This window comes from Bradyrhizobium sp. USDA 3240, from assembly GCF_054063295.1.
Genome location: NZ_JBSSGD010000002.1, coordinates 4714069 through 4737237, shown reverse-complemented (window position 1 = coordinate 4737237; position 23169 = coordinate 4714069). Strand labels below are relative to the sequence as shown.

The 23169-nt window shown below is 61.1% G+C and carries 19 protein-coding genes and 5 pseudogenes; 14 read left to right on the top strand and 10 right to left on the bottom strand.

The features are described from left to right. Positions 1-14 precede the first annotated feature (14 nt). Positions 15-1346 (top strand): site-specific DNA-methyltransferase, encoded by a 1332-nt coding sequence (locus ACVIGA_RS23140; protein ID WP_456668100.1) that lies wholly within the window; start codon positions 15-17, stop codon positions 1344-1346. Between the two features lie 30 nt (positions 1347-1376). Here the strand turns inward: ACVIGA_RS23140 and ACVIGA_RS23135 are convergent, their stop codons facing one another. Beyond that, positions 1377-2159, bottom strand: coding sequence for a restriction endonuclease (locus ACVIGA_RS23135; protein WP_456668099.1), 783 nt, complete (start codon positions 2157-2159; stop codon positions 1377-1379). Positions 2160-2269: 110 nt separating this feature from the next. Here ACVIGA_RS23135 and ACVIGA_RS23130 point away from each other — a divergent pair, with 110 nt between their 5' ends. Next, complete coding sequence (locus tag ACVIGA_RS23130; RefSeq protein WP_456668098.1) at positions 2270-2449, top strand: hypothetical protein; 180 nt, start codon at positions 2270-2272, stop codon at positions 2447-2449. A gap of 96 nt (positions 2450-2545) precedes the next feature. On the opposite strand, the gene ACVIGA_RS23125 is transcribed toward ACVIGA_RS23130, so the two are convergent. After that, positions 2546-3151, bottom strand: coding sequence for a YybH family protein (locus tag ACVIGA_RS23125; RefSeq protein WP_456668097.1), 606 nt, complete (start codon positions 3149-3151; stop codon positions 2546-2548). Between the two features lie 78 nt (positions 3152-3229). On the opposite strand from ACVIGA_RS23125, the gene ACVIGA_RS23120 reads away from it, so the two are divergent. Beyond that, entirely contained in the window at positions 3230-3613 is a 384-nt protein-coding gene (locus ACVIGA_RS23120; protein WP_456668096.1) for a YybH family protein, read from the top strand. 1059 nt (positions 3614-4672) lie between these two features. On the opposite strand, the gene ACVIGA_RS23115 is transcribed toward ACVIGA_RS23120, so the two are convergent. After that, on the bottom strand, positions 4673-6436 hold the full coding sequence (locus ACVIGA_RS23115; protein WP_456668095.1) for an amidohydrolase: 1764 nt from the start codon (positions 6434-6436) through the stop codon (positions 4673-4675). A gap of 92 nt (positions 6437-6528) precedes the next feature. On the opposite strand from ACVIGA_RS23115, the gene ACVIGA_RS23110 reads away from it, so the two are divergent. Further along, a complete protein-coding gene (locus ACVIGA_RS23110) occupies positions 6529-8208 on the top strand; it encodes a winged helix-turn-helix domain-containing tetratricopeptide repeat protein (RefSeq protein WP_456668094.1) in 1680 nt (559 codons plus the stop codon). Between the two features lie 48 nt (positions 8209-8256). Here the strand turns inward: ACVIGA_RS23110 and ACVIGA_RS23105 are convergent. The 3 genes from ACVIGA_RS23105 to ACVIGA_RS23095 all read right to left on the bottom strand — a co-directional run bounded on the left by ACVIGA_RS23105 (position 8257) and on the right by ACVIGA_RS23095 (position 11731). Continuing rightward, positions 8257-9205 (bottom strand): IS630 family transposase gene (locus tag ACVIGA_RS23105; protein WP_173637148.1). Its coding sequence is split into 2 segments (ribosomal slippage): positions 8257-8868 and positions 8870-9205, totalling 948 coding nucleotides; the frame shifts between segments, so codons are not numbered across the junction. A 418-nt stretch (positions 9206-9623) separates the two neighbouring features. Then, positions 9624-10850 (bottom strand): IS91 family transposase, encoded by a 1227-nt coding sequence (locus ACVIGA_RS23100; protein WP_456668076.1) that lies wholly within the window; start codon positions 10848-10850, stop codon positions 9624-9626. Between the two features lie 20 nt (positions 10851-10870). After that, entirely contained in the window at positions 10871-11731 is an 861-nt protein-coding gene (locus ACVIGA_RS23095) for a tyrosine-type recombinase/integrase (protein ID WP_176534546.1), read from the bottom strand. A 139-nt stretch (positions 11732-11870) separates the two neighbouring features. On the opposite strand from ACVIGA_RS23095, the pseudogene ACVIGA_RS23090 reads away from it, so the two are divergent. Then, a pseudogene (locus tag ACVIGA_RS23090) lies at positions 11871-12023 on the top strand (LysR substrate-binding domain-containing protein); the annotation flags it as partial. 110 nt (positions 12024-12133) lie between these two features. On the opposite strand, the gene istB reads toward ACVIGA_RS23090, so the two are convergent. Both istB and istA read right to left on the bottom strand, forming a co-directional pair. After that, positions 12134-12976 carry an IS21-like element helper ATPase IstB gene (gene istB, locus ACVIGA_RS23085; RefSeq protein WP_456668093.1) on the bottom strand — a complete coding sequence of 281 codons (843 nt, stop codon included), beginning with the start codon at positions 12974-12976 and terminating at the stop codon, positions 12134-12136. Then, a pseudogene (istA, locus tag ACVIGA_RS23080) lies at positions 12973-14502 on the bottom strand (IS21 family transposase). Before istA ends, istB begins: the two are co-directional and overlap by 4 nt. 182 nt (positions 14503-14684) lie before the next feature. Between istA and ACVIGA_RS23075 the strand changes: the two are divergent. From ACVIGA_RS23075 to ACVIGA_RS23065, 3 genes and pseudogenes are all read left to right on the top strand, one after another. Then, positions 14685-15176 (top strand): annotated as a pseudogene (locus ACVIGA_RS23075) (transposase); the annotation flags it as partial. A 343-nt stretch (positions 15177-15519) separates the two neighbouring features. Beyond that, positions 15520-15723, top strand: coding sequence for a hypothetical protein (locus tag ACVIGA_RS23070; protein ID WP_456668092.1), 204 nt, complete (start codon positions 15520-15522; stop codon positions 15721-15723). Between the two features lie 38 nt (positions 15724-15761). Continuing rightward, positions 15762-16757: a hypothetical protein gene (locus tag ACVIGA_RS23065; protein ID WP_456668091.1), complete on the top strand. Its 996-nt coding sequence runs from the start codon at positions 15762-15764 to the stop codon at positions 16755-16757. Between the two features lie 439 nt (positions 16758-17196). Here ACVIGA_RS23065 and ACVIGA_RS23060 read toward each other — a convergent pair. Then, positions 17197-17466 (bottom strand): annotated as a pseudogene (locus tag ACVIGA_RS23060) (transposase); the annotation flags it as partial. 91 nt (positions 17467-17557) lie between these two features. Here ACVIGA_RS23060 and tnpA point away from each other — a divergent pair. From tnpA to ACVIGA_RS23040, 4 genes are read left to right on the top strand one after another with little or no spacing between them, the layout of a single operon-like run. Further along, positions 17558-17980, top strand: a complete 423-nt coding sequence (gene tnpA, locus ACVIGA_RS23055) for an IS66-like element accessory protein TnpA (protein WP_176528769.1) — start codon at positions 17558-17560, stop codon at positions 17978-17980. Further along, positions 17977-18333, top strand: coding sequence for an IS66 family insertion sequence element accessory protein TnpB (gene tnpB, locus ACVIGA_RS23050; RefSeq protein WP_176528770.1), 357 nt, complete (start codon positions 17977-17979; stop codon positions 18331-18333). The genes tnpA and tnpB overlap by 4 nt, the downstream gene beginning before the upstream one ends. A gap of 50 nt (positions 18334-18383) precedes the next feature. Continuing rightward, complete coding sequence (tnpC, locus tag ACVIGA_RS23045) at positions 18384-19934, top strand: IS66 family transposase (protein ID WP_208067377.1); 1551 nt, start codon at positions 18384-18386, stop codon at positions 19932-19934. After that, entirely contained in the window at positions 19931-20575 is a 645-nt protein-coding gene (locus ACVIGA_RS23040; protein ID WP_224943706.1) for a UPF0149 family protein, read from the top strand. Before tnpC ends, ACVIGA_RS23040 begins: the two co-directional genes overlap by 4 nt. 39 nt (positions 20576-20614) lie before the next feature. On the opposite strand, the pseudogene ACVIGA_RS23035 reads toward ACVIGA_RS23040, so the two are convergent. Continuing rightward, positions 20615-21694 (bottom strand): annotated as a pseudogene (locus tag ACVIGA_RS23035) (IS1380-like element ISBdi2 family transposase); the annotation flags it as partial. 152 nt (positions 21695-21846) lie between these two features. Here ACVIGA_RS23035 and ACVIGA_RS23030 point away from each other — a divergent pair. Together ACVIGA_RS23030 and ACVIGA_RS23025 are read left to right on the top strand one after the other, a co-directional pair. Beyond that, positions 21847-22020, top strand: a complete 174-nt coding sequence (locus tag ACVIGA_RS23030) for a hypothetical protein (RefSeq protein WP_456668090.1) — start codon at positions 21847-21849, stop codon at positions 22018-22020. 64 nt (positions 22021-22084) lie between these two features. Next, on the top strand, positions 22085-23059 hold the full coding sequence (locus ACVIGA_RS23025) for a hypothetical protein (protein WP_456668089.1): 975 nt from the start codon (positions 22085-22087) through the stop codon (positions 23057-23059). The last annotated feature ends 110 nt before the right edge of the window (positions 23060-23169 follow it).

Below are 23169 nucleotides of genomic sequence, written 5' to 3'. Positions count from 1 at the left end.
CAAAGGAGGTTTTCATGCTGGAGCATGTTCAAAAACAACGACTTTCCATCGATTATTTTCCGACACATCAATTAAATCCCCGCTCAAACAATCCTCGGACCCACTCAAAGAAACAGATCGCGCAGATCGCTAACGCGATACGCCGCTTCGGCTTCACGAATCCGATTCTCGTCGACGATAACGGTGGCGTTATCGCGGGGCACGGACGGCTTGAGGCCGCCAAGCAGATCGGGCTGTCTGAGGTCCCGACCGTCCGTTTGTCCCAAATGAGCGAGGCGGAAATTCGCGCCTACGTGATCGCAGACAATAAGCTTGCCGAGAACGCCGGGTGGGACCGCAAATTGCTCGCGCTCGAATTCCGCTATTTGAGCGAACTCGATATTGACCTTGATCTCACCCTTACGGGATTCGAACTGCCCGACATCGACATTCTCATCGGGGAGCTTTCGTCCGCATCCATCGACGACGGCGCCGATACAATTATTGAGCCGTCGGGCCCAGCTGTCACCCGTCCCGGCGACATCTGGCAAATCGGCGCGCACCGCCTGATTTGCGGCGATTCGACCAAGCGCGAGACCTATCAGGCGCTCCTGCGTGGCGAGAGTGCCCAGATGGTCTTTACTGATCCCCCTTACAACGTCCCGATTCTCGGACATGTCGGCGGGCTCGGGAAAGTGCAGCACCGCGAGTTTGCAATGGCCTCCGGAGAAATGTCCGAGGCCGAGTTCACGGCCTTCCTGAACACGGTGTTTGTCCACTTGGCCGCGTTCGCCACCGATGGCGCGATTCATTTCATTTGCATGGACTGGCGCCATCTTCGAGAGGTCTCGGCAGCTGCTGCGACCGCCTATACGGAGCTAAAGAACCTCTGCGTCTGGGCCAAGAATAATGGCGGGATGGGATCGCTCTACCGCTCTCAGCACGAGCTGATTTTCGTCTTCAAATCGGGGACATCATCTCATATTAACAACGTGGAGCTCGGCAAACATGGCCGCTACCGCACGAACGTCTGGAGCTACGCGGGCGTCAACAGCTTTGGCGGCGACCGTTCTGACCTCGAGCTGCACCCGACTATTAAGCCGGTTTCGCTCGTTGCCGATGCGATTAGGGACTGTTCACATCGAAAAGGCATTATTTTAGATGCTTTTGTGGGCTCCGGGACAACTCTACTTGCTGCCGAGCAGACCGGCCGGCAGGGCTATGGTATCGAGATCGACCCGCTCTATTGCGACGTTACCTTGCAACGTTTGCAGCTTACCCACGGTCTTCAGGCAACCCTAGAAGGGACCGGCGAGAACTTTGCCGAGGTCTCTGAAGCGCGAGGGAGGCAATCGCGCCAAGAGTGACTTGGTGTAACTCGCGACCGTAAGAAGTCTTCAGATTGTCCGATCTGATAGCCAGCCGAGCAGACCAAGATCGATGACCGCCTTCGCGACACGCTCGGCCGACCAGATGTGCACGTTACGCGCACTCGTCGTGATCGGCGAGGTCGCGGTGTGATAGACATAAAAGAGGCGGTCAAATCGCCCTTCCCGGATGACGCGATCGAGATAGTCATCGAATTCGGCCTGGCGCGAACGGGATTTTACCTGGACCCAAGCCGTTTCCTCGGTCACGGGCTGCGTCAAAAGCAGATCAACATCGGCCTGCTCGCCTCCGAGCAGACTGGTGCGCTGCCACCCACCACGCGCAAAGATTAGGTCAACCAGCGTTTCGAAATCTCGCCCGTCGAGACGTTCAATCAATCTCAGCGCCACCTTGCGGCTCTCCGAGAGTATGCGCTCGGCCTTCTGACGAAGCGGGTCGGCCTCGGCGCGGATCCGGCGCAGCAGGTAGTCGGCGCGCCGGATCGAGCAGATCGTCATCTGATAGTTGCCGGTGCTGGTCAGCGCCGAGCTCAGCGTTCGGACGCTAAGCGGCAGGCCATGAAGATCCGTATTTCGCCACCCTGCACGTGTGCGACGATAGCGGGCAGGGTCCGATTCTTCAGCGCTATCGACCGGCAGCACACCGTCCTCGGCAAACGCCCACCAAACGTGCCCGTCCGCAAAGGTTACCCACATCGTGTCAGCAGGAAGGTCATAGAAGTCCTTTAGTTCCCGCAAGCCTTGACTGATCCCTGCTGCGCTTCGTCCCATCGCCTGCAGTTGGCTTCGCACTATTTCCCAGTCACCTCCTCTGCAATAATGTCCGGTGTCGGCGTCGGAGGGCAGTTCGAGGCGATCGCCCCGAACGATTCGGCAGTCCGGCGAACCAAGCCAACGAGCAATTGGAAGCACTCGTGCAGGGCGGATTTGAGCCTGAAACGGTCGCGCGCCGCGTCATCGCGGCCGTGCGTGATGACGATCTGCATATCTTCACGCACGCGGACCCGGCATATCGCGCGGCAGTCGAGGAGCGCTTTGGCAAGATCCTTGCTGCCTTGGACAAGGCTGTGAATGCACAATAGCAGTTCGGCATGCCTTGCCGGTGCCCCTCACCACAAGAAGGGTCACCGGCCGCCTATCGTGTTTGGCTTCCTGCAGGCAGCAGGTTACTGCGGCGTCTAGTTGACGTTCCACGTGTGCGCCTTGATGCGCAAATCGGAGGCTTCCCTCTCTGCGACGAGCAGGAAGTTTCCGCTGATGTCCATTGTCTTGTCATCGGGAAGGTTGATATTCCCGGTCCAAGTCCCTTGCTCCCAAACAACGTTTCCGTCGGTCGAGCAGTGCCCCTGCTGGATCTCCAGATGGTTCCAGATTTTTGTCGCGACTTCGGCCCATTCTTCAATCCCTTTGCGTCCGATCACACTCGGCTGTCCAGCCGGCACCAGAACGGCGTCGTCGGAGAACAATGCCGCCCAACGATGCGCGTCATGACCGTTGACCAGTTCGACGAATCTGGAATTCAAATCTGCAAATGCTTGCGAAATATTCATGGTCGCCTCCTGAAATGATGCGATGAGATTTGCGCTGCTTTGCGCCACGTCCGGCGACGATCTCAACGCACTCTGAGCCGCACGTGGCGAAACCGTCCTTTCGGAGCAGTCCGGCTTCACGCGCCGCCAAAGTTTATTGCTAGCGCGCGTGGCTGTCGAGCCGGGAAAGGAGTAGGCTGTACCCTCTTCGCGTTCCTTGAGACAAAGGTAAGCCCCGCCCTTGGTGGCGGCCATCAAAACCAAACGAGGCCATACTGATGGCTTCTTCGGTACGGGGAAAGCGTTTGACGCAGCTTGAGTGGGAGTATTGTCATGAATACTGATGAAGTTCGAAAAGTAATTGCCGAGGGAAATCGCAGCTTTGGTGCAGCCGCGGCGCGCAAGGACTATGTCGGTATGGCTGCGCTCTATACCGAAGATGCAAAAGTTCTGCCGCCGGATGCGCCAATTGTGTCGGGGAGGAAGGCGATCGAGGAATTTTGGCGTTCGGCGGCGAACGCACTCGGGCTAACCGACATCATGCTTAAGACGGTCGACCTCGAGGTCGCCGGCGACATCGCCTACGAGATTGGCGAAGCCGACCTGACACTCGGCTCTGGGCAGGCAAAGGCAAAGTATCTTGTCGTTTGGCTCAGATCTCGCGACGGCCAGTGGCGCCTGCATCGCGACATCTGGAATGGCATGCCGGCGAGCTAGCTAGAGCCAGGGGGTAAAGCGGCACCGATCAAACAACCGTCGCGCCGCGCGCTTTATCGCCAGTGAAAGAGTCTACACGATGCAAGGCAGCGATCAGTGGACCGCGCTAGTTTCATGCCCGAACTGTGGAATGTCAGGGGCTGCCCGTCTTTCGGAGGCCAAAAAGGAGAGCCTTTGATTTTCGGGTGGAGGCCATTCCTGCGGGCTTTAGAATGAGCCGCTTGGAATTCTGTAACACCTTCTTCTGCGGGGCATGCGATCAACCGATCGCATACCCAGATAACAAAGCAATGAGGCCGCCCCAGTTGGTGGAATTCCATTTATTCATGCGACGCTATGTCGCCTCTTAACCCATCACGTCAGCCTGATGTCCGCCTTTGCCAGAAGCGGTCGTTCGGACCAAGTCGGCTTTTGTGAAGGGTTTCGGATGCCGGCCGCTTGAGGGACGGCGCCGCTTGTTCGGCGGCCGGCGTCCGAAAGCCTCCAAAGGAGGAAACCGCGCTGGGGGGACGTAGGACGATGCCGCGTGATCGAGCTAAGTCGCGTCAAACAACCTTCAGACGATCAATAGGGTCGTCTATGGGGATTTAATGTTTGGCGGCACCTGTACTTTCAAGGGCTTGGCCGCAGTAAAAATACCACACCACACAATCTAAACGTGAGTTCCTCGATATTCGAATCTCATGAGGCAAACTGATCTCTATCGATCGGGAAAGCCTCCGGAGCTACTGAGCCGAAACTGTTTTGAGTTGCTCGTCAAGAGTATCACCGCATTTGTAACTCTGCTTTGCGTCGAGATTCCTGGACTGGGTCCAACGAGCGCGATGGTGCACACAATCACGGTCGAGAATGTCGGGTTCGAGTTGGCTCTTGTGCAATGGGGGTGCTCCGCCACGAACTTCCAGATCACTACGTCCTCGATCATCGGATCATCGCCAGCAACGGGCTAATTGCACCGCTCGTCACGATGAGCCGTCGCCTATTGCTTCACCGTGTCGCCAGCCGCGGCGTTCTACCGCGCGAGCGGTTTAGTCCTCTGATCCCAAGAGGGCATGCCGACTAGTGGGGTGATGTCAGCATCGCATCTTCAAAGATCACCTCGCCATCTACTATCGTCAACAGACTGGTCGTGGCGGGCAGCCGAGACGTCGGGACGGTCAAAACGTCTTGAGAAAGCACAGCCAGATCGGCAGCAAAGCCAGGTGCAAGCCGTCCTTTGTGCTGGTCCTGGACCTCCGCATAGGCGCCACCGGAAGTATAGGCCGTCAATGCCTGTTCGCGCGTCAGTGCTTCGGAGGGATCGCTGGGAACCAGGACAGCCAACATCAAATTGAGAAAAGGATTCTGTTCGGCTACGCCGCCGTCAGAGCCGAGCGCCAACGGAATGCCGGCGTTAACAAAACCCTTGAGCACGATCTCATGATCGAGCATTTTCTTTCCCGCGATCGGCGGAATTGCCAGGTGGGTTGGATTCTGGATCACGACCAGACCCAGTCGCGCCGCTTTTTCAAACACGTCACGCCCGATGCCGTCGCCATGTTCAATTCGAACCCGCTTGGCGCACCACGTTGCGACGGGAGCAACCTGCTCCATCAACTTCAGCACGCGGTCCGTTTCGGCGTCGCCGACGACGTGAAGCGCAAGCTGTGTCGGCCGCGCCAATGCGAGCTGCAAAATCTCCCGCAATTGCTCGTCGGTGAAGTTCGATCGCCCGTGCCATCCGGGGCGATCGACATAAGCGCTGCGCTGCAGGGAATTCTGTTCGATCGGTGTGCCGTCCACGATCCATTTCGGTCCTTCGACGCGGACCTTAGGCAGCGTTTGCTTTGCGACCCGATCAATTGCCGCCCACGCCTCTGGGATGCGTTGGGTTTCCCAGGTGCCCCAGGAATAAACCGTCCACTTTTGCAGCGGCTTCGCAATTGCAAGCGCAGTAAGCGTGACCTCCAGAGACTTGTCGTTGTTCATCAGGTGAATCGAAGTGACCCCCCAGCGCGCATAGCGTTGCTGCGCTTCGCCGAGTGAGATGGCGAGACTTTCCGCGGTGGCGGGACGGATGCGCGGCGTAATCGTCTCGGCTGCCTCGTAGGCCCGGCCGTCGAGATCTCCGGCTTCGTCGCGGCCCCACCAACCGCCGAGCGGATCGATGATCTCTTTGTAAATGCCGAGCCGGCGAAGTCCCTCGCTATTGACGATGCTGGTGTGGCCCCAGAAAGCTCGGAAGAACACCGGCGTGTTCGGGGCGACGGCATCCAATGCCTTGCGCCAGTTGCGGCGGTCACGCGCGATCAGCGGACCGATATAAGCGGTGACCCAGTCGGTGCGCGTCTTCGCCGCCTGTTCGACCGCGGCCAGGGCCTGCTCTGCGTTCGGACCAGGAAATGGCAGGTTCGGCATGGCTATAGGCGGCGTCGGCAACGCAACTCCGAGATGAACATGAGCTTCAGTGAGGCCCGGTGTCACCAGACGGCCGCCCGCGTCGAGGATGCGGGTATTCGGTCCGGTTAACGCGCGGACCTGTTCGTTGCTGCCGACGGCGAGGATACGACGATCTTCGATCGCGACGGCCTGTGCGTATGGTAGCGCCGGATCTGCTGTGAAGACCTTGGCGTTGACCAGGACCAGTTGAGGGGCGGCGAGAGCGGCGGAACTCACGAGGAGGATCGATGCCACCTCGACACACGCCGCGAGGCGGCTCATCGTCCCACTGACAGACACAATCCTCATGACATTCTCCCTCGCCAAATCGGGGCAGGCTCCGGCCCGCCCTCGACTGTCCGATTTACGCGGCTTGAAGGTGCCTTCGCGGGTCTTGCGCGTCATGAAAGAACGCTGAAGAATTGCCGAAACTACGCTGAAGCGCTGCGATTTCCGGCCGTTTCGGCCGAAGCCAGCTCGCAAGGAACAACATCCAGATGTCGGCGGAGCGGTACCTGATCGGCAAATCCACGCTCGATGTCTCGCTGGGGTGCCTGCGCCGCAATGGCGCCGACGTGTCATTGCGTCCCAAGAGCTTCGCGTTGCTGCATTATCTGGTCACCCATGCGGGCCGCCTCGTGACCAAGGACGAGTTGCTGTCCAGGATCTGGCCCGACGTGATCGTCACGGACGATTCGCTCACGCGGTGCATCAGCGAGGTGCGGGCCGCGCTCGAGGACTCTGACCAGACCATGATCAAGACGGTGTCGAAACGGGGATATGTCTTTGCTGGACCTGTCACCCTGCTGGACGAGCACGCGGTCCCGCTGCCGCCGGCTGACGGGGTGCCGGAACACAAGACTGAGGCTCGACGAACGGGCCGGGCGTTGCCACTACTCGGCCTTGCCGCGGTTCTCGCGATGGCCGCAGTGTTTTGGTCCACCGCGTTCTGGCGGCCAGCCGCGTTACCTCCGCGGCTGTCGCTGATCGTTCTGCCGTTTTCGAATTTGAGTGCGGACCCGGCGCAGGATTATTTAGGTGACATTATCACCGAGGAGCTGACGACGGCTTTGACGCAACTGCGTGGTTCGACTGTCATTTCCTCCAGCAGTGCTTTCACCCTCAAGGGCAAGCCCGTCGACATCAAGCAATTGGGCTCGGATCTCGGCGTCAGTTACGCGCTTGAGGGCAGCGTGCTGCGCAGCGACGGATCGGTACGCATTAATGCGAGGCTAGTCGATACGCAGAGCGCGAAGACATTATGGTCTGATAAGTTCGATGTGCGTCGTGCCGCACTCCTACAGACGCAGGACGACATTGTCACGCGACTCGCGAGCGCGCTTCACGTCGAACTCGTTCAGGCAGAGGCCCGGCGCGCGATAGGCACCCCTGTCGCGAACCTTGACGCTGAGGATCTGGCGATGCGGTGCGAGGGCGCCTCGTATAGTCACGGCGGTGCGGTCGCTACACCAAATTACGATCTCTGTGAGCGGGCGCTGGGCATTGATCCGCGCAACGTGCGTGCGTTGATCCAGCTCGCGAGATATTACAGCTCGCGAGCTTCCCGGGTACAGAGCCCGAACCCCGCAAGCGACTTGCAGCGGGCAGACGGGCTCGTCAACCGTGCGCTCGACATCGATGCCGGATATTACGCGGCGCACTGCGTGAAGGCCGTGGTGCTGGAAGGAACGCATCACGTGCGAGATGCCGTTGTTGCTGCCGAACGTTGCCTAGCGTTGAACCCCAGTTACGCGGGCGCGTACAGAACATTAGCGTTGCAGTACTTCTTTCTCGCCGAGCCCAGCAAGATGCTTGAATACGTGGATCACGGCATCCGCCTAAGTCCGCGTGATCCTGAGACTTCAATTTTCCTGCTACTCAAAGGCTGGGCGTATCTCGTCATGGAACATGACGATGAAGCTCTAGTGTGGCTGCGCCGCGCAGCGGCCGCGTCTCCCGAAATTCCCACGATTCTTGCTGCGTTGACATCGGTCTTGGCGCTCACGGGCCAGGACGCTGAGGCCCGCGCGACGCTAGCACGATACCTTGCGCTGCCTGCGACGAGGACCCGAACGGTCGCGCAGTGGGACTACGTGCCAGACGAGAATCCCGCGTTTCTGAAATTCCATCTGCGATTTAAGAGCGGGCTAAGCAAGGCTGGAATGCCGGAGCAGTAGGCGCTCGGTGAACGCGCTGAAGGGCGAACACGGGCCGGCTAGAGCGTTTCACATTTTGACTGAAGCATAACCGGCGTTTGCGAAGTAGTTTGCGCATTCGCGAGGCTGGATGTCCTGAACGAGGTGACCGATGTGGCGCCAAGTGTCTTCGACGGTGCGCCTCTGAGCCTGCCGCATCCAGTGTTTGATCTTGGAGAAGGCCTGTTCGATCGGGTTGAGGTCGGGCGAGTATGGCGGCAGGTACCAGAGCCTGGCGCCAGCAGCCTGGATCATTTGCCTGACAGCTTTCGACTTGTGGCTTCCGAGGTTGTCGAGAATGACGATGTCGCCTTCGCGCAGGGTTGGCAGGAGAAGGTGCTTCACATAAGCGCAGAAGCATTCGCCGTTGATCGGGCCGTCGAAGACGCAGGGTGCCGTGAGTTGGTCATGGCGGAGCGCGCCGAGGAATGTGAGGGTACGCCAGTGACCGTGCGGGGCGAAGCCGCGCAGGCGTGCGCCCTTGGGACCCCAGCCCCGCAAAGGGGCCATGTTGGTCTTGATCCAAGTCTCATCGATGAAGACGAGCCGGCCCGGATCAAGTCCGGCCTGCCAGGATCGCCAACGCTGGCGCCTACGAGAGACGTCGGCGCGCGCTTGTTCGAGGGCGAACAGTGTTTTTTTTGAACCGCAGCCCTTCCCGGCGCAGGAACAGCCAGACCGCGTTGTGTGAGACCTTGACCCCACGAGCTGCCAGTTCCGCCTTCAGACCATGCAGCGTCAGGTGCGGCGTCTGAATGATCCGCTCGACAATGAAGGCACGATGCGGATCAAGCAAGGGCTTGCGGTGACCGCCCATCTTGCCGGGCGCAACCGAGCCGGTCGCCCGCTGCCGCTGTGACCACTTCACAACCGACGAGACCGCAACACCAAACCGTTCCGCCACAGATCGGCAGCTCTCGCCCGCCAAAACCGACGCCACCACACGCTCGCGAAGATCCAGGGAAAGAGGTCGGGTCATGCGATGCTGGCCTCCAATCCAGTCAGCATCTTGAATCACAAACCGCCAAAAACCGGAATCTGGAGGGTTCTGTGAGGTCGCGCTCACGCGAGGGCGCGGCAGGCGCTTATGACGCGACCTCATTGAAGCCGGATTGAACGAAGGCGCGGGAGGCTATTCGCGGTTTTGCAGCGATGGGGATTGTTCGAGATCGCCATGCCCGATCTGCTGGCTCGGCGCGTGAGGCAGAGACACAGGAGTGCGCATCCTGGAAGAGTTGAGATCAGACGCGCTTCGCCTGAGATCGCGATAGGCCTTTTGCTGCATCGGACGGTTGTTGTCGCGCAGTGTGACAGCACGGATTCGACATCGTCCGCGATGATCGAGACGCTGGGAGCGAAATGACGAATGATGATCGTCGTGCACGACATGACTTGGCTCACGATGTGTCGCATCGGAACGGTGATGTTCGAGGGCTGGGGCGTCTGAAGCTATGTCGAAAGCGCTCAATGATGCGCATGACGCCACCACAATCGGGACAGGCAGGAACCTCGGCCCAGGTTTGAGCCTGCGAATCCACAGGCGACGGCTGGCCATCGTTTGGGGCTGTTGGCTCATGATCGAGAAGTTCGCGGCAAAGGGCGAGCTTGGCAGCGCGATGGCGGTTGGCCATGAAGCCGAAGTGGCGGATGCGGTGGAAGCCGTCAGGCAGCGTATGAAGCAGGAAACGGCGAATGAACTCATCGGGCTTGAGATTCATGATCTTTGTCGCGCTGTTTTGGCGATAGTCCTTCCATGAGAAGGCGACATGATCGTCGTCGAGTGCGACGAGCCGGCTGTTGGCGATCGCGACGCGATGGGTGTAGCGGCCGAGATAGGCCAGGACCTGTGCGGGTCCGCCGAAGGGCCGCTTGGCGTAAACAACCCAGTTGATGCGTCGCATGGCGTCGAGGTGGGCCGCAAAGGCAGCCGGCTCGGCCAGAGCTCCGAGATCGCCGAAGAAACGCAAGGCACCGGAGTTGAAGGCTGCCGACAGACGTTTGAGAAAAAGTGTGCGAAATAGTCTGGACAACGGTTTGACGGCCAGGAAGAAGTTCGGTCGGCAAGCGGTCCAGCGCGCGCCATCGGGCGAGAGGCCGCCACCCGGAACGACGCAATGGACGTGGGGATGATGCATCAGCGTCTGTCCCCAGGTGTGGAGGACGGCGACGCCGCCGATCGCACCGCCGAGCCGGCGTGGATTGGCGGCGAGCGTCGTCATCGCCTCGGCGGCAGCCTTGAACAGGATGGCATAGACGACGGCCTTGTTCTGGAAAGCGATCGCGGCGATCGGTGCGGGAAGTGTAAAGACGACGTGGAAATAGGGAACCGGAAGCAGGTCGGCTTGACGCGCGGCGAGCCACGCGGCTCGGGCTCTCCCCTGACACTTCGGACAGTGCCGATTGCGGCAGGAATTATAGGCAACGCGTGTCGTGCCGCAGTCGTCGCAAGCCTGCATGTGGCCGCCGAGCGCCTCGGTCCGGCACGCAACGATCGCGCTCATCACGCGCCGCTCGACCCGCCCCAGATGACCGGCATGTACACGGCGATAGGCGTCGCCATGCCGGCGCAGAATATCGGCAATCTCGATGGCGGGCCTGTTGGAGCGGATGTCGGAGCGGGTCATGACCCGCATCCCGCTGCGGGTCATCCAGGTGGCGTCACCTCCAGCGACAGGCGATCGAGCGGGCTCTGCGTCGCTCGGATCGTATCGGTGGCGACCTGCGTGTAGCGCGCTGTCGACGACAAATTATTGTGCCCGAGCAAGACCTGGATGATCCGGATATCGGTTCCGTTCTCGAGAAGATGTGTCGCGAAGCTGTGGCGCAGCGTGTGCAGCGTGACGCGCTTGGTCAGGCCCGCAGCCTTCACCGCCGACCGGCAGGCGGCATGCAGCACGGTCTGATCGATCGGATGATCTTCGTCACGACCAGGGAACAGATAAAGCCGCGGCCGGGCGAGCCGCCAGTAGGTGCGCAGGATGCCCAGCAGCTGGGGCGACAGCATCACGTTGCGATCCTTCGCGCCCTTGCCGTGGCGCACCTGGATGACGCCGCGGGCGCTGTCGATGTCTTCGATCCGCAGTCCCGCAACCTCCGAGGCCCTGAGCCCGGCCGCATAGGCGGTGGTGAGCGCGGCGCGGCTCTTCAGGCTCGATACCGCTTCAAGAAACTGAACCACTTCGTCGGCGCTGAGAACGACCGGCAGCTTGCGCGGTTCTCGCGCATAGGGAATGCGCTCTGGGATGAGCGCCTCGCCGAGCGTGACGCCGTAGAAAAACCGTAGCGCACAGACGATCTGGTTCAGCGCCGGCCATGAGATGCCGGTCGAGACCAAATGCACCTGGAAGGCGCGGACGTCTTCCAGCTCTAACCGGTCAGGCGATCGGCCAAAATAGCGGCTGAACTTCGAAACCGCGCTGATGTAGGATCTTTGCGTCGCCGGCGACAGATTGCGGACGGTCATGTCTTCGATCAGGCGGCGGCGAAGAGGGCTCAAATCGGCCATCTCGATACTCCTGTCTGAGGGGGTGGGCTCCAACACCCACATCCTCTCAGCCAGGAGGCGATCTATGCCACCTTGCCCCCTACGCCGCGGCAGCGGCTTCGTTCAATCCCCACCCGATTCGTTCCGGTCGGAAAACGCTCTAGCCGCGGCCCTGCCACGCTTCCGCGAGCGCTATCCGAAACTGACCGTTGACCTGCGACTTACCGATGGATTGGTGGACATCGTCGAGGAAGGCATCGACGTGGCAATTCGCGTGGGTGATCTTGTCGACTCGCGATTGATTATAGCGCGACAATCAGGATGAGAGCGGCGCGTCAATCAAGATGAGACGAGGCGGCCGAGTCAGGAGATAATTGACGCTGGCCGCCTACTTGGCAAGCGTTGATTGACGCTGCGCGACAATCAAGCGGCGCTGCCAGCGTCAATCACAGTCTTGTCGAGTTCGTTGGGGGTCGTGTGAACAGGTGGCCGGCCTGGACCGCGCTTGCGATCGAGGGCAACTTTTCGACGGTAACTTTCGACGTTCATCTCGAGGATCGTGGCGTGGTGGACCAAACGATCGATGGCAGCCAACGTCATTGCCTGGTCCGGGAAGATACGCCCCCATTCGCCAAATGGCTGATTGGCCGTGATCAGCAGCGAGCGTCGTTCGTAGCGGGCGGCGATCAACTCGAACAGCACACTGGTTTCCGCCTGATCCTTGCTCACATATGTGATGTCGTCGAGGATCAGGAGGTCATAGCGATCGAGTTTGGCGATCGCGGACTCCAGCGCCAGCTCGCGCCGCGCGACCTGCAGCCGTTGCACCAGATCGGTGGTGCGCGCGAAGAGAACGCGCCAACCGTTCTCGACGAGAGCCAGGCCGATCGCCGTGCCGAGATGGGTCTTGCCGCCGCCCGATGGACCGAACAAGAGCAAATTGGCGCCGGCCTTCAACCAGGCGTCGCCAGCGGCGAGCGCCATCGCCTGTGCCTTTGATAGCATCGGCACGCTTTCGAAGTCGAAGGTGGCGAGCGTCTTGCCGGCGGGCAAACGCGCTTCCACCATGTGTCGCTCGATCCGACGGCGGGTGCGATCGGCCGCCTCGTGCTCGGCAAGGGCGGCGAGGAAGCGGGCGGCAGGCCACCCTTCCTTGTCCGACTGTGCGGCGAGCTTCGGCCAGATCGCCTTGACGCCCGGCAGGCGGAGCTCATTGAGAAGCAGCTCGACACGGGCAGCATCGACGGAGGTAGCGATACCGGTCATGCTGCCTCTCCCAGGTTCGAGCGGCCCGACATGACGCTGACGGAGGCGAGTTCATCGTAGACGTCGAGCGGCGCCAGCTTGACGGCGACACGCGGGATCGAGGCCGCCTCGGGTCGGAAGCGGTCGCGCAGCGCGGCAAGATCGGGTAACTGTCCGGCGTCCAGATCCATCGCGATCACCTCGGCGAGTTCTGCTTCGCAGGCGCGCTCGTGAGCCAGCGCCAGAAGCTCGACCGTCACCTTGCAGGCGCGCCGGTCATCACCATGCTCCCGCAAGGTCTCGAACAGACGTTTGTAAGCTGCACGCGGGAAGAGTTGGTCGCGATAAACGAGATTGAGGAGCGCCATCGGCTTGCGCCGCAGGGCATGGATGACGTGCCGGTAATCCACGACATGACCGCCCTGGCTCTCGGACACAGGCCGACCGCGCCGCAGCGTCACGACCGGCGTGACGCCAAGGAAGCATTCGAGCCGGTCGTCGAAGATGCGCACACGCAGGCGATGGCCGATCAATCTTGAAGGCACGGTGTAGAATACGCGCCGCAGGATGAAGCCGCCTGACGACGTCACCGGGATCACTTTCTCCTCGAAGTCGGTCGTGCGGCCTTTTGGCAGCGGCGCCAAGGCCTCCTTCTCGAGCGCGATCGGCTTGGCGAGGTTGGCGTTGCGCCGGCCGACAATCTCGTCGACAAAAGCCCGGTACGCATCGAGACTGGCGAACTCGCGCGTCCCCCGCAGCAACAGCGCATCTTCCAGTGCCCGCTTGAGATGGCCGTGCGCGCTCTCGATCGAGCCGTTCTCATGTGCGATGCCCGCATTGTTGCGCGTTGGCGCCATGCCATAGTGGCCCATCAGCCCGGCGTAGCGCTGCGTCAGATCCCCCCGTGCGTCGGCGGCCAGATTGCGGAATGCTGCCGACAGGCTGTCGCTGCGATGCTCCCGCGGCACGCCGCCAAGCGCCCACAGCGCGTTCTGCAAGCCCACCGCCAGGGCGACGAAGCTTTCGCCGCCGAGCACGACATGGGCATGCTCGAAGCCGGAGAACGCCAACCGGAAGTGATAGAGCCGGTGATCGAGCGGCTCACCCGCGATGGTAATACCGAGCGCGCTCACGTCGGTGAAGTCGGACAGACCAGGCGGCCGGGCTCGTGCTGCTGGCGGAAGATCACGTCCTGTTCGGGGCCGTTGAGCGCCCGCCAGGCGTTGATGCGCCGCTCCAGCGTGCGGCGGATGTTCGGGTTCAAGTCATGATGCCTCGGTGCAACTCGTCCAGCCGCCGATCACGCGGATGCCGGGCGCAGCCTTCAGGATCGGAACGATCTCGGCGTCCCAATACTGCCCGAGCGGATCGGACAGGCGCCGGCCCCTCGGCGTCTTCTTCTGCGATGGCGGGCGACAATCGCCCTCGATTCGATCCGCGCTTGCCTTCGAGAACCCCGCCTTGGCCGCGGCGGCCTCGGGGGACAGTGTCAGTCGGTAGGTCATGTACAGCCTCATCTGGTGGTCGGTGATGTGGAGGCCAGGCAAGGCATCGATTCCCTCTTGTCGAGACGAATCAACAGCTTGCACCAGCCGCACCCGGCCGCCAGACGGGTCCAAAACGCGCGACGCCGATGGGGACGGTCCTCCGGTCGGGCTGCGCCCTCCCTTCGGTCCGTCCCCATCGGCGCAGTCTCACCTTGATTGTCGCTGGAGTCTCACCCTGATCGCCGCCGCGCATCTGGGCAATGGACATCAGCTACATTCCGATGCGACGTGGATTCGTCTACCTCGCGGCGGTCGTCGATGTGTTCAGCCGACGGGTATTGGTCCATCGCGTATCGATCACGATGGAGACGATATTCTGCGTCGAAGCGCTCCAGGAGGCGTTGGCGAAGCACGGCAGGCCCGAGATCTTCAACACGGATCAGGGTAGCCAGTTCACCAGCCTCGACTTCACCGGCGTGCTGCTGGACGCGAACATCGCCATCAGCATGGACGGCAAGGGTGCCTGGCGCGACAACGTGTTCGTCGAGCGGCTGTGGCGCACTGTCAAATACGAGGAAGTCTATCTGCGTGCTTACGACAGCGAGCTCGAGGCGCGAGCATCGATTTCCAAATATCTGGCGTTCTACAATCGAGGACGTCCTCACTCGTGCCTTGACGAACGCACGCCCGACGAGGCTTACTTCGGCGCGCAAACGATGGTGACGGCCGCATGATCGTCGCCAACGATTTTACTGCGGCTCTGGTCGGGCTTACGCCCTCCCGACGCCACAGCAAAATCGTAAAGCCCCGCCTTCAGCATAACCCGGCAGGAATCCACTTAATTTTCGCGGGGCGCTGTCCAAACAACCGGGACCAGCTCTGAATCACAACCTGCTGAAATCACCCAACTTTAGTTTCCGGTCGGCCTCTAAGTGAATTGGCGCCCAGTCGGAAAAATCTTACTCAACCAGGGTTGAGCAAATAGAAAAGAACTACCATGGCTTGCAACCGCTGGCTGTTGGTGGTAAAGTCGAGGGCGTACTAAGCGTTCTCTCTGAACATCTACGGAGGAAGGTCATGTCTGATAATATCACCGTCCGAGTCGCCAAGGGTGTGAAGGTCAATCTTGAGGAAGTAGACACGTTGAAAGACGCTGATCCTCGCGTCCCCGATGATCGGACAGTCATCATCGAGGCGCCGAATAGCCTGAAAGTTGCAGTAAAAAGTTCCGATGCCGCCGATCTTAAGGCCAAGGCTTCAGTGATCTTGAGGTGCGGTTAATATCCGACAAGGCCTGCATTAAACGACCGGAGGCGTTGATGGATGCTCTCGATCGGCCGCGCCTCCGGCACTGCACGATGATTGCAGAGTCGGAACAAGAATACATCACCTTAGTAGTAGGAAGGAAGCACTTTCGATTGGAGCTGCTGCAAGGTGGCCTTTCGGGCTTCTTTCACATGAAAAGCTATTTCGACGGGCGTCATACGATTCGAGACATCAGCAAAGCCACCGGAATTAGTGAGAGTGACATTGTCCAGGTGGTTGACGCCTTCGATTCGGCCGGCCTGCTCCAACTCCGTACCAATGCTGCTGAAATTCCCACCGATGATTTTCTCCGCTCGGTCGAGGATACTTCGATCATGTGGCGGCGACAGATAGATTTACATAGCCTTTTTGGTCGCCTCGAGGCTGGCCTTTGCAGGAGAGAAGTGTTTATCGGGTTGCTGCTTGAGACCTACCATTACGTGCGGCTCCTATCCCCAACTTTGCTGAGAGCTGCCAGCCATTGGGAAAATTCACTCATTCGTCAGACCGTGATCGACTATGCGACAGAGGAGATGGAGCATTATCGCTCTTACGAGGCTGCATTAGATGCGATTGATCGGCTTCGCGGCCATGTCGCCAGCAGCTATCCGACAATTGGCACATTATCGTTGATCCGAAATTTTGAATCTATAGGTATGAGAAGCAGCCTTTCGCTGGTTTGCTGCCTTCAGTTGATTGAAGCGCGCGCTTTCGAGGCTGACGATGCAGAAGATCACCTTTTTCGTATCGCCCGGAAATACGATTTAGAGAAAGTCGTGGAAGTATTCATAGCTCATATGCGTAGCGATCTTGGATTGATGCACGCGAACCTATTGACTACTGCACTGTGGGGCACCCCCGCTATAGTCGAAAGCGCCGCACATGAAGCCGTCAACGATATGCACGACATCAAGCACTGCTTTGATGAATTCCACGACAGTATCGTTAAATACTATGACGACGTATCGAACTATATACCGCGGCCGCAAGTAGACTATTTCGCGTTGTAATTTTCCGACTGCCTAATTCTTCCAGCGACCCGTCTTTTGCGAGGCAACTGCCCGCAGAACAGGAGCGTTTCAACATGACTGCCCGCCTGACCTTTCATCCGCTGGGGAACGCGGATTGAGCCGGTCCCGATTGTCTGAACAGAATCTCCGCTACGATAAGTGGTAAGCGGTAAAGAAACCCCGTCTGGCGGAGTGGTAAGCGATCGGCTATCGGCTGCTGAGTTTGTGAGCCGATGTGAGCTTCTATGTCTGCGCCTAGTTCTGGAACTAGCCCGTCCTATTCGTGAGAGTGCGTTTTTTTAGTCCGATTGATGTGGCCGCACATCTGCTCTGACGAGGCGCGCGGGATTGCCTTCGGCTTTTCACCGCCTGACGACCGGTACTTTGCAACGCGCTTGAGGTGTAGGTTGGGCGAACGGGGGGGCGGACGCCCCGCCGGTCAAGGACCGAGCGGCAGCAGCGCGCTTGGCAAGCCGCGGATCAGGTCGGCTTCGGGACATGCCGCGGCAAACGCAAGGCGAATGCGGCTCGTGGTCTCGACGACACGGGCAGCGAGTTTCAAGAGACGAAGACGCAGCGTCGCGAACTCGGCTGTGGCCAATTCCCGGGCTTTGGGAATCGCGTCGCGCACGGTCAGCATCAGCCAATAAGCGGCGGTGTGGAGAACGAGGCGGACTTGATTGGCGAGCGCCGAACGGCAGCTGGTGCGATGATAGCGGTACGACAACCCCACCTCGTTTAAGTGGACGGGATGAGCGAGACTCGCGCGTGGATTTGACAACGCGAGGGACGCTCGTTCCATGCATCAAGACAGACATCAAGACAGGCATGATGCCGCCTCCTATCAACGGATCGAGGTGATCACAGGGGAAAGGCGACGGCGCAGTTGGAGCGATGCGGAGAAGGCGCGGATCGTGGCCGAGAGCGCCGATCCGGAGACGAGCATTTCCGAGGTGGCTCGACGCAACGGGGTGAACCGGGGACTGCTCAGTGTGTGGCGGCGCCAGGCGCGGCTCGCGTCGAGCGAAGCGCCGCAGTTCGTGCAAGTCAGGCTCGACGCCGCCGTCGAGGCGCAGCCGAACGCGATCGATAAGGCGCATGTTCTGACGGGGCCGGCCGAGCGGATCGAGGTGATGATCGCGGGCGCGACGGTGCGCGTGCCTGTCCGCGTCGACACTGCGACGCTGGAGCGCGTGCTGGCGGCGGTGAGATCGACGCGATGATCTCTTTCGGTCCAATGGTCCGTGTGTTCGTCGCGACGCAGCCGATTGACTTTCGTAAAGGCGTTCATGGCCTTGTCGCGCTGGTAGCGGAGGGATTGGGCGGCAAGCCCTACAGCGGTGACGTTTATGTCTTCCGATCGAAGCGATCGGATCGTTTGAAGTTACTGGTTTTTGACGGCTCGGGAATGGTTCTAGCGACGAAGTGGCTGGAGAATGGGGGCTTCGCCTGGCCACCTGTTCACGAGGGTACGATGCCGGTAACGGGGGCGCAACTGGCGATGCTGATTGAAGGTCTTGCGGAGTGGTCGCGTGTGGTCCCCAAGGTGACGAAGCGGCCGACGAAGGTTGCCTGAAGCGTCTTGTTTTGCTGGCGATTGTGAGTGTGTTCGTGTAGCTCTGCGATATGGCGCTTCGCCCCGAAGATCTCCCCTGTGACCCTGCAGCTCTTGCCGAGATGGTGTTGGCTTTCGAAGGCGAGAACGATGATCTGCGCGCAGAGATCGCCACGTTGAAGAGCCTGATCTTCGGCGCACGATCGGAGCGCTCGGCGATCGTCTGCGCCGAACAGATCGCGTTTGATCTGGAACCGACCGCCGGCTCACAGCTCCCGGCCAATGACGACAAACCGGACGCGCCGAGACCGAAGCGGCGCAAAGCGAGGCGCAACATCGGCGCACTGCCGGCGCATCTGCCCCGGATCGAGCGGGTGATCGAGCCGGCGTCCACGCGGTGCCCGTGCTGCACGGGTCAGATGCATCGGATCGGCGAGGAGAGCAGCGAAGCGCTCGATCGGGTTCCCGCGTGGCTGCGTGTGCTCCGCACGATCCGTCCAAAATACGCCTGCCGCTCCTGTGAGGGCGCGATTGTCCAGGCCCCGGCACCGGCGCGGCTCGTCGAGGGCGGCATGGCGACGACGGCGCTGATCGCGCATATCGCCGCGGCCAAATATGCCTGGCAATCGACGCTCTACCGCCAGACGCAGATCCTGGCGGGTCAGGGTGTCGTCGTCGACCGTCAGACGCTGGCGCGCTGGATGGGGAGCGCGGCGTGGCTGGTCAGGGGCCTCTACGATCTGCAACTGAAGACTATGCACGGCTTCGAGCGGCTGTTCTGCGACGAGACGCCGATGCCAGTGCTCGATCCGGGACGCGGCCGCACGAGGATCTGCCAGTTCTGGGCGCACGCGACGGACGATCGGGCGTGGAAGGGGCCGGCGCCGCCGGCGGTCGCCTACGTGTTCGCAGGTGGTCGCGGCAAGAAGGAGATCGTGGCGCAGTTGGCCGGCTTCGAAGGCGTGCTGCAAGTCGACGGCTATGCCGCCTACGCCTCGCTGGCGGGCGATGCGAAGATGTCGGGCCAGATCCAGCTGGCGTATTGTCTCGTTCACGCGCGCCGCAACTTCGTGAGGGTGCACAAGACGACGAACTCACCCTTCGCCGCGGAGGTCATCGAGCGCATTGCGGCCGTCTACGCGATCGAGGAGAGGATCCGCGGTCTCGACGCCGGGGAACGCCGCGCGACGCGACAGGCCGAGACGAAGCCGCTGATGGAAGCGTTGAGGATCCGTCTGATCGCGGTGAAGGACGGGATCTCCCGCCGCTCGACGCTCATCAAGGCGATCGACTACATGCTCGAACGCTGGCAGGGCCTGACGGCGTTCCTGGATGACGGGCGGCTCGAGCCGGACACCAACACGGTCGAGCGATCGATCAGGCCCATTGCGATCGGAAAAAAGAACTCGTTGTTCAGTGGTGACGAAGGCGGGGGCGAGACTTGGGCGATACTCGCTTCGCTTCTTAACACAGCGAAATTGAATGGTCTCGACCCCGAGGCGTATCTCATCGACGTTCTCGATCGCATGGTGAGCGGCGCCACGAAGACCAACCAGCTGCACGAACTTCTGGCCTGGAACTGGAAGGCCGCACGCGAAGCCGAAAAGCGGGCCGTGGCATGACGAAGCCGAAGCAACGGCGAGGAAAACGGGCCAAGACGACGATGGCGGACTATGCCATGTCGTTCGAACGGCTCGGGCAATGGATCAGCGAGCGCGCCAGGTCGCCGACGCTTCGGCATCCGCGGGCGACGTCGCTCTCCATGCTCGACGGCGCGGTGGCCGCGGTCGTTGCCGGGCCGGTCTCGATGGCGTCCGAGGAATGGGTGTGCCCGCTCCTCGGCGTAGATCCCGACGCCTTCAATCACGACACCGAGGAGTTCTCGGCGATCGCCGCCACGCTGATGCGCCACAACGCAATCAGCGAGACGCTGTCGACGGGACCGGAGAGCTTCGAGCCGCTGTTCGTGCGATCACCGGACGGCGAAGTCGACCCGCAGCCCTGGTGCATGGGCTTCTACGCCGTCATGAAGCTTCGGCTTCTCGTCTGGTCGCGGCTTCTCTCCCCGAACGGAACCGAACACCTTATGCTGCGGCCGATCTTGGTCCATTGCATCGACGACGCCGGTCGGCCCTTGCTACCCCCGGCCCGGCACACGCTGGGAACGCTGCCCGTCGCTCAAAACGTCCGGCGCGACATTCCCGTAGCCGTTGAGGCCCTGCGGCAGTTCTGGATGCCTATACGCTTCAAGCGCGGTGCGTAGGCCGTCCGCGCCAAGTCGTGGCCCTCTCGCACCGTTTACGGTGCGATCGGAGGCGAGCTGTGTCTTATGCAGCTTGATCAGATTCTCGGCTTGGCCGCGCGCGCAATACAGGCTGTCGTAGATCCACTCGGCCGAGCCGACATCGAGGCTGGTGACGACGAAACGGATGTCGAGGCCGAGCATCGTCGCCTCAATACGGGCGACGGTACGCCGTTCGCGATCCCAGGACTTGGCCTTGTGGCGCGTCTCGGTATAGCCACGCAGAACCGGCAGGTTCTCGATGGCGCGTCGCGTGCGGATGTCGTCGGCGGCCTCGTCGAGTTTTCTGGCGAGCGGCTTGGTGCCGGACAGACCGAAGATGTAGTCGATGCCGTTGGTCTCGCACCACGCCATTGCCTCCGGCCGGGCATAGTGCCCGTCGCCACGGAACGTAATTCGCGTGTTGTGCCACCGCGTCCGGATATGCCGTATCAGGCGGCGCAGATGGGCACGCACCTCGACGCCGCCCGGCGTCTTGCCGGGCCGCAGCACGACCGCCACGGGCCGGCTCTTCTCCGTGTCGTAGACGTGGATCGGCAGGAAGCAGCGTTCGTCATAATGAGCGTTGAACAGCGAGAGCTGCTGATGGCCGTGGACGACATCGCAGGTATCATCGATGTCGAGCGTGACGGATGCAGGCTCGCGCGGGTAGCTATCCATCCATGCGTCGACCAAAGTGTAGGTCAGTCGGATCACGTCGCGCAGGCGCGGAGCATTCTCCAGCCGCGACAGCGTCGGTTGGGAACACAGATCGCGACCCGTGTCCGGCAGCCGTCCGCAGGCCAGCTTGAATGCGGGATCGGACCGCAGATGATCGAGGTCGTCGGCGTCCTCGTAGCCGCAGCAGATCGCGAACATGCGCGCGCGGAACATATCGACAAGGCTGTGCACGACCCGCGTCGGATCGCGCCGATCCGGGAACACCCGGGCCAAATTGTCGGCCAAGCCGAGACGCCGCTCGGCCATCGCCAGAAGCATCACGCCCCCGTTCGAGGTCAGCCGACCGCCATCGAAGGCAGCTGTGACTTTCTTGGCGTGAACGGCTGGAAACGAGAAGGGCAGAATCGTATCATCGGTCATGGCGGGCCTGGTGTTCGCGGCTGAAGGTGATGGGGTTGGCTTTGCAACCGAATCCTACGCTTCATCAGCGCTTTACACCACGCTCGCCAGCCTCTCAGGCGCACTCTGACGAATAAGACGGGCTAGGCCCCCGCCTTCAATCGTAGCCGTACTTGTCTTCGCCACGGCAGCATCGCTGGGATCTGGCATCGCTAAGTCTCGACAGCCGGCCGGACGTCATCCGCCGGATCGAGGCCGCAGCCCCGCTGCGCGACAAGACGGTGTCGTTGGTGCGGGAGGAGGCCGCGCGGGAGTGGCTCGCGCGGCATCAGAACGGAAAGAAGTGAGGCGGGCACCGAGCCGTACTGTGGTATGAGACCGCGCCCCTTCCATGACCGCGACGTGCAGCCGATGACGAAGTCCTCCCGACCCAGCGCGCAGACTTTCGCGCAGTTCATGGCGAGCCTTCCCCGGGAAGAGATCGACCGCGTCAACGAGCTAAGCCGCCAGGAGGCCATTGCGCAGCACGCGGCGTTCCGCAAGGCCTTCAAGGTCGGCTCCTGCAGCTTCTGCAGCAATCCACTGGCGAGCTTCGACGCCGGTAAGCCGTGCCGTCATTGGCTCCTCAAACCGGAGGGTGTTCGCAAAGAACATATCGAACGGCTGGCGACGGACCTGAGCTGGGGCATCCTCGAAAACTACGTGCGCTGGGTCGCCAACGAAGAGGCCTTCGCCCAGAACATCAACGATCTCGCCGATGAAGGTACGGGCAAACTGCTCGAGCTCACCGTCAAGTACAAGAACCTGGAATGGTCTTTTTCCTGCGGGGCGACCGACCTTGCCGGACATGAGGGCGGCGGCGAGCACTCGAAGGCGCCCCATTGGCATTTCCAGATGTACGTCGATGGCAAGCCGTTCGTCCGCTACAACGACTATCATCTGCCGTTGTCGGAAGAGGACGCGGGCATGCTTGAGTTCATGCGCACCCACCCCGGCAAGGTCCACCGCAGGCTGGCCGGCGGTGCGGGCATGAGCGAGGTCTTCCACGAATCCATGCTCGAGGACCTCGTCGCGAAAGGCCGATCCGGAGCCACCGAAGAGGAAGCGGAGACGGCACCGATCAAGCTCGACACGATCATCATGGCCGATCCCGGCACGACGATGCGCGGCGAGGACATCTACAACCTCATCCAGGCGGCCCGCGCGGAAGGCGTCACGATGTCCAGCAAGATGCGCGAGCTGAAGAACGTGAGAGTGCAGACTATGGTCTCTCCCGGGCCTGGTGTCGTCCGCCAAGCGCCGCGTTCGGGACGTAAACGGGGCCGCGATAAGGAAACCTTCCTTCGCGACCGCGCCTGGCGCGAGCAGCGGAAGCGCGAAACGTAGGTCGCGAGCTCGTTGACACTTGCGGGGCCGCGGCATACCTGAGGCCCTCTCGGGACGATCGTTTGATGCGGCACGATGCCCGCCCGACCCGGACATAGCCTAGGCTTCCG